Origin of the sequence: Shewanella sp. (assembly GCF_051658185.1) — a bacterium.
Lineage (GTDB): Bacteria > Pseudomonadota > Gammaproteobacteria > Enterobacterales > Shewanellaceae > Shewanella.
Genome location: NZ_JBOFMC010000374.1, coordinates 1 through 6,771 on the forward strand (window position 1 = coordinate 1; position 6,771 = coordinate 6,771).

Sequence of the window (6,771 nt, forward strand, 5' to 3'; positions counted from 1 at the left end):
GCCAAAGTCTGTATTTTGGCTCGAGTCTGCTGCTGCAATCGGTGCAGGCAGGTCATCTGGCGAGCACACTCGGTTGGAATGCCATTCTCCACGGCGACAGGCTAGGCGCATTAATCGCCTGCGAGTCAGAACATTTGGAATTAAAGCCCCGCAGTCGCCGCCAAGGAATGTTGCAACTGATCGCCGGGCTTTGTCGGCTCCATGCGCATCAGCTCAATCATCTGGGCGAGACCAAACGCGACCCTGACCATCTATTACGCGCCTGCCAGCGGTTGCAACGCATTGCCAAACCGGGATCGCTCATTTGGATCATCACCGATGGCAGCCACTTTAGCCCTGCCTGCTTAGCTCCCCTGACCGAACTGAAACGCCATTGCGACATCGGCGCTTATTTAATTACCGATCCCCTGCGCCAAGGCACGCTCCCCTTGCCCAAGCAATTTAACTTGCCGGTACGGGAAGGAGAAACCGATAGGGTGCTAACCCCACAAAGTTACCAAGCGTGGCTGTTGCAGCAGCAGCATCAACAACAGCAATTTATCGGGATGATGCAGCAGCTCAAGGTACGGACCCAGTTAATTGATGCCGCGCGCCCCTTAGGAGATCAACTCGCAGTATTCCAATAACGCTGGGGCAAACAGGTTAAGTCGCCATCCCTGCAAGGCGGCTTTCTGAGCCGAATAAGTTGATACAAGTGAGCCTAGACAACTCGCCTTAAGGAAATAGTCGAAGGAAATAGCCAAGCGCGATAATCGATAGCAGTTATCAAACTGCACTAACTGTCAAGCTACACTAACTATCAAGCAGCACTAAAGAGCAAACTTTGCTTAGCTGCACTTAAGCGAGTTGAACTGAATTGAACCACCATGAATTTAACCCAAGATGTAGAGTGAGCACCCAATAGTGAATCCACTTTCCGGTAATCGAACAACTATGAATCCAAGGCTAAGGGGGCGAGGCCCTCGGCTAATTCCCACATCATTAACCACTCTGGGCGTTAGCACTTCGGCGTTCGGCTCGCTGTTGCTTGCATCCCTTAGCTTTGCGGCAACACCCGATCCTGCCCTCGACCAATTACAGGACATTATCCCCCCAGAGCCCATCGGTCCTTGGCCATGGGCAATCGGCTATTGGTTAGCCCTCACTCTTGCCATCGTACTTTGTCTTGCTGGCCTAAGCTGGTATCGCAAACGGCACACATTCTTGGCGCCTAAAAAAGCGGCGCGGCAACGCGTTAACTCACTTGATAGGCAAGCTGTCGATTATCCAAGCGAAGTGAACAGCTTACTCAAACGCACCGCCTTAAGTTACCTGCCAAGGTCAAAGATTGCCAAACTCGATGGTAGTGCTTGGGCCACCTGGCTTGATAGCCGCCTAGCCGCAGATCTGCGTGGGCGCATCGGCCCCTTGCTGGATATGCGCCATCAGGGCCGTGGCCTTACCGATGCACAAGCTGAGCAATTGCATCTTTTGGTTAATGCTTGGTTTGCCTCCAATGCCCCCTTCCTAGCACCAGAGGCAGTGAGTGACACCGGCACCTTAACCCCAGCAGAAACCTGCTCGAGGCGCCCAAGCCCTGACGCCTGCGGGGCGACAGCTCGCCCCGAACCGGAGGAAAAATGTTAAGTATTGCTTGGCCTTGGCTATTGATTTTATTGCCTTTACCCTTATTGTTACGCCGCCAACAGACCGCACTGGTCGATGGTGGGCGGTTACAACTCCCAGGGATCAGCCAAACAGTGAAGGCGCAACACCGGACTCATTCTCCCCGCAGTCGCAAAAGTTACTGGCTAATGTGGTGCTTGTTAGTGCTCGCTATCGCGCGCCCGCAGTGGCTTGGTGAGCCTATCGAATTGCCAAGCAAAGGTCGGGATCTCATGCTGGCGGTCGATCTTTCCGGCAGCATGCAAATTGAAGACATGATCATCAATGGCAAGACGGTGGATCGCTTCACCTTGATCCAGCAGGTGGTCAGTGACTTTATCGAACGGCGTAAGGGCGATAGAATCGGCCTCATTTTGTTTGCTGATCACGCCTATTTACAAGCGCCCCTGACCCAAGATAGGCGCAGCGTCGCACAATTTTTACGGGAGGCGCAAATCGGCTTAGTCGGTAAACAAACCGCCATCGGTGAGGCGATTGCCCTTGGGGTTAAACGCTTTGAACAAATAGATGAAAGCAATCGCGTGTTGATTTTATTGACCGATGGTTCCAACAACGCCGGCAATATCGACCCGGATCAAGCCGCCGACATTGCTGCACATCGGCAGGTCACCATTTATACCGTCGGCGTGGGCGCCGATGTGTTAGAACGGCGCACCTTATTTGGCCGCGAACGGGTCAATCCTTCAATGGATCTGGATGAAACTCAGCTACAACGCATTGCAGAGGTGACCCAAGGCCGGTATTTTCGCGCCCGCAATACTGAGGAGCTCAATCAGATCTATCAAGAAATTGACAAACTGGAGCCCGTGAGCCGTGAACAGCTCAGTTATCGGCCCCAAGCCGACCTCTTTTACTGGCCACTTGGGCTGGCGTTACTCACCAGCCTGTGGATCTGCCTGCGCCAGTTACCCTTATTTGCCTCAAAGCAAGCACTGCGCAAGGCTTTAACGCCAAGAACAGGAAAACACTGAATCCATGACACTGCATTTTATTCGTCCTGAGTGGCTATTCGCCCTACTCCCTCTCGCGTTAGTGCTGTGGCTCCTTCGACGCCAGCACCCAGGCTATAGCGCGTGGGATCGCTACATTGCCCCTCATCTAGCCAAAGTGTTAGTTAGTCCCTCGCAGACGCAATCGCGCCGCCCATTAACCCTGCTGGCATTGAGCTGGTTAATTGCGACTCTCGCGCTGGCCGGCCCTGCGCTAAACAAACAATCCTTACCCGTCTTTGCCAGTGAGCAAGGGCGCGTATTAGTGATGGACATGTCCATCTCGATGTTTGCCACGGACATTGCCCCAAACCGCTTAACCCAAGCCAAATTTAGGGCAACGGATCTGCTGCGCAGCCTCAAAGAAGGTGAAACCGGCCTTATTGCCTTTGCGGGAGAGGCATTTACCATCAGCCCATTAACCCGCGACAACGCCACCTTACTGAATTTGCTGCCAACCTTAACCCCGGAGATCATGCCAGTGCTAGGTTCAAACCTTGCATCAGCCCTGCTCCAAGCCAAGCAGTTGCTGCTCCAAGGCGGCCACCTTCGCGGAGATATCATCCTGATGACCGACGGCATTAGCCCCCAGCAATTTGATGCCGCCCACGGCGTGCTCAAGGGGACGGATTATCGCCTCGCCATTATTGGCTTTGGTACTGCCCAAGGCGCACCCATTCGCTTACCCGACGGGCAATTGCAGCGCGATAGCAGTAACGAGATCGTAGTCGCAACAACCGATTTCCAGTTGTTACATCAACTCGCCAGTAACCATAAAGGCATCGTTTTACCCTATAATGCCGCTGGCGCGGATCAGAACCAATTACAGCAATGGCTGAGCTCCGCAGGGGATGCCAAAGCCACGGAGCTGGAGGGTGAAACCTGGCAGGATCTCGGCCCCTACCTTGCGCTGCTGTTATTGCTGCCGGTGCTGTTAAGTTTTCGGCAAGGGATGTTAGCGAGCCTAAGCCCAGTGTTGTCTCCCATGCTCGGCCCGATAACGGCGATGGTTGTCTGCGGCTTAATGTTTGCCCCCAAGGATGCCCACGCGTCCCTCTGGCAGGATTTATGGCAAACCCAAGATCAACAGGCCATGAAGGCCTATCAATCCCAAGATTACCAACGCGCCGCAGAGCAATTTACCAATCCCCAATGGCGAGGCAGCGCCCAATATAAAGCGGGTGAATATGAGCAAGCGCTCAACACCTTCAGTCAGGATAGCTCTGCCCAAGGCCTCTACAATCAAGGTAATGCTCTGATGCAGCTAGGTAAGCCCGATAAAGCGAAGGAGCGTTATCAAGCAGCCCTTGCCGAGCAAGCCGATTTTCCGGCAGCCAAAGCCAATCTGGCATTAGCTGAACAGCTGTTAGCGCAGCAACAGCAGGCGTCAGGCCAACAGGGCAATGGCCAAGATAACTCTGGCGACAATAGACAAGATAACTCTGGCAACAATGGACAAAATAACGCCGGCGACAATGGCGCCGACCAACAGAGCGCAGGAGAACAAAGCCCAGAAGAACAGCGCTCAGGACAAGCACAAGGCGATCAGCATCAAACAACACAGGCCCAAACTGAGCCACAGGACAACAGCCGCACATCGGCAGCGCCTAATACCCATAGTGCAAATACACATGATCCGAAGGCGCAGAGTGAAAAGGACAGTGCAGAGCCTCACACGCCAACGGCTGAGCAATCGTCTGCACAAAACGCCAACGACGCCAGCCAACAAGCATCAGCAACGGAGCCACAAACGCCGCCGACAACATCTGACGATCAGGCAGCCAATCATGAGCCCAATGATGAGCCTAATCATGAGCCCAATAAAAGCGCCCAAGATGCCTTAGCCGATGTCCAAGATGCGCCAGATAATGAGGCAAAAATGCTGGCCGATAGCGCTCAGCAAGCCAACTCGGCAGCAAGCGCCCCAAACGCCAAAGACAGCCCTGCGCCAAGCACACAAGCAAATACCCCGGTAGGTGACACTATCGCGCCCCTTACGCCCGCGCGCGAACCGCTGCCAGCGCAAATGCAACGCGCGCTGCGCGCTGTCAGCGAGGATCCACAAGTGTTACTGCGTAACAAGATGCAACTCGAATATCAAAAACGCCGTGCAAATGGCCAAATCTCAAGGGATAACGAACAGTGGTGAAAAAACATATTTGTATCCTCCTCCTCGCCCTCAGCGCTTGGAGTCCTGCCTATGCGCTCACTCGTCTTGAGGCGGCCATCGATCGCAATCCGGTGATGGAGGGTGAATATTTTGTGCTCAATATCAGTGCCGATGATGAGGTCGATACCGCTCAGCTCGATACCTCTGCCCTACTTAAGGATTTTATTGTGGGGCGCACCAGCGTCAGCCGTAGCACCCAAATCATCAACTTCAATACGGCCAAAGAAACCCGCTGGCAAATCCTGCTGTCGCCCAAGCAACAGGGCCAATTAACCATCCCAGCCTTTACCTTGGATGGGGTGAGCTCGGCGCCCATTCCCCTAAAGGTCGTCGAGAGTGGCAGCCAAACGGTGCAAACCAAAAACCTGTTCATCGATGCAAGCCTCTCTAGCGATGAGGCCTATGTCGGCCAATTGCTCACCTATCGCGTAAAACTGTATCTCGCGGTTGAATTGCAGCGGGGAGTATTAAATGCACCTGTGGTTGAAGGTGCGCAAATCAAGCAAATTGGCGAGGATAAAGACGGTTCCGAAATTGTCGATGGCCGCCGCTATCGGGTGATTGAACGCACCTACGGTCTCATTCCTGATCTGCCCGGCCAAGTCAATATTCAAGGGGCGACGTTCGCAGGCGATGTGCTGGTCGAATCCCAACGCCGAGGCGGCATGTTTGCGTTTAACGAAAGTCGCCCGATGCAAGCAGGCGCGCCAGCCTTAACCGTGCAGGTCAATCCCCCACCCGCGAGCTTCCAAGGCCAATGGCTCGTCGCGGATCTGGTCGCCTTAAAAGAGACCTTTCCGGAGGAGATAACCGAGTTCACGCTGGGCAACCCCATCACGCGCACCCTAACCTTGCTAGCCTCCAATGCCGATGAAAACAGCTTACCTGATATCCCCTTAACATTACCCGAGGCGCTCAAGCAATATCCAGAAAAGCCCCAACGACAAAGCTTTGTCCGCGACACACAAATTGTATCCCAGTACAGTATCACTACGGCCATCGTCCCCACCCAAGCAGGCACATTTACCCTACCGGAGATCACCGTGCCTTGGTGGAACCCGCACCTTAAGCGCCAAGAGCTAGCCACTTTGCCGGCACGCACCATCGTGGTCAAAGGCAGTCCGCAAGCGCAGGCGACAGAGCCGTCCTTATGGCAATCGCCAGTCGAAACCGTCAATTACTGGCCGTGGATCAGTGCACTATTGGCCACTCTCTGGCTTGTGACCTTAGTCGCATGGCGCCGCGCACTCAACCAAGTGTCAAACTCAGCTCCGCTGGCGGCGAGTGTCTCAGCCAGCAGCACTGCGGGGCCTGCAAGTGATCATAACGGGCTTGCCGCCCTTGAGCGCGCCTGCGCCGAGGGTAATGCCAGCACTATTCTCGGACAATTGCAGCGCTATTTTAGCCAAAAAACGGGCCAGAGCCTGACCCTCGATAAGATTGCGGCGCGATCAGTACCGCTCGCTCAGGCTATCAGTCAATTACAAGCCTGTGCCTATGGCGCCAATGTGGACTTAAGCCAAGAACAGCAGCAACAGGCGCTCGCCTTAGCGAAAGCCGCCCTGCTCAAAGCGGTCTTGAATGACACCCATGATAGCGCGGCAAACGCCGCGGTCGTGCTCGTCCCTCTGCATCCCAACTAACCAAAACATTGCCGCCAGCTGTTTGCAAAGCCCGTTCAGCAAACAGCTGGAGGCACTCCCCCATTGGTCAGTACTCAACCATGACCTGTGTTAACTCAACCGTCGATGCAGCGAGCTAACACCTCAGTCCCCGTAACAAGCACTTAACCTTGGCCAACATTCACAGCGCTAACTTACTTAAATACCAACAAAAACCGATTAAAACTCAAAAACAAACAAAATCACAACTCACCAACAGCAACGCTCTATTAAATAACATTTTTTACAATCATTATAAATCAGTTTTCTTAAAGAAAATTACCAA

The 6,771-nt window shown here is 53.8% G+C and carries 5 protein-coding genes; all 5 read left to right on the forward strand.

Going from position 1 to position 6,771, the window contains the following annotated elements:
- Positions 1–626: DUF58 domain-containing protein (locus tag ACRCZA_RS14105; RefSeq protein WP_438675042.1), on the forward strand; the 626-nt coding region annotated here is incomplete at its 5' end.
- Positions 627–1,023: 397 nt separating this feature from the next.
- Positions 1,024–1,626 (forward strand): DUF4381 domain-containing protein, encoded by a 603-nt coding sequence (locus tag ACRCZA_RS14110; protein WP_438675043.1) that lies wholly within the window; start codon positions 1,024–1,026, stop codon positions 1,624–1,626.
- Complete coding sequence (locus ACRCZA_RS14115; RefSeq protein ID WP_438675044.1) at positions 1,620–2,636, forward strand: vWA domain-containing protein; 1,017 nt, start codon at positions 1,620–1,622, stop codon at positions 2,634–2,636. Before ACRCZA_RS14110 ends, ACRCZA_RS14115 begins: the two co-directional genes overlap by 7 nt.
- A gap of 4 nt (positions 2,637–2,640) precedes the next feature.
- On the forward strand, positions 2,641–4,803 hold the full coding sequence (locus ACRCZA_RS14120) for a VWA domain-containing protein (protein ID WP_438675045.1): 2,163 nt from the start codon (positions 2,641–2,643) through the stop codon (positions 4,801–4,803).
- Positions 4,797–6,467, forward strand: a complete 1,671-nt coding sequence (locus ACRCZA_RS14125; RefSeq protein WP_438675046.1) for a BatD family protein — start codon at positions 4,797–4,799, stop codon at positions 6,465–6,467. The genes ACRCZA_RS14120 and ACRCZA_RS14125 overlap by 7 nt, the downstream gene beginning before the upstream one ends.
- The last annotated feature ends 304 nt before the right edge of the window (positions 6,468–6,771 follow it).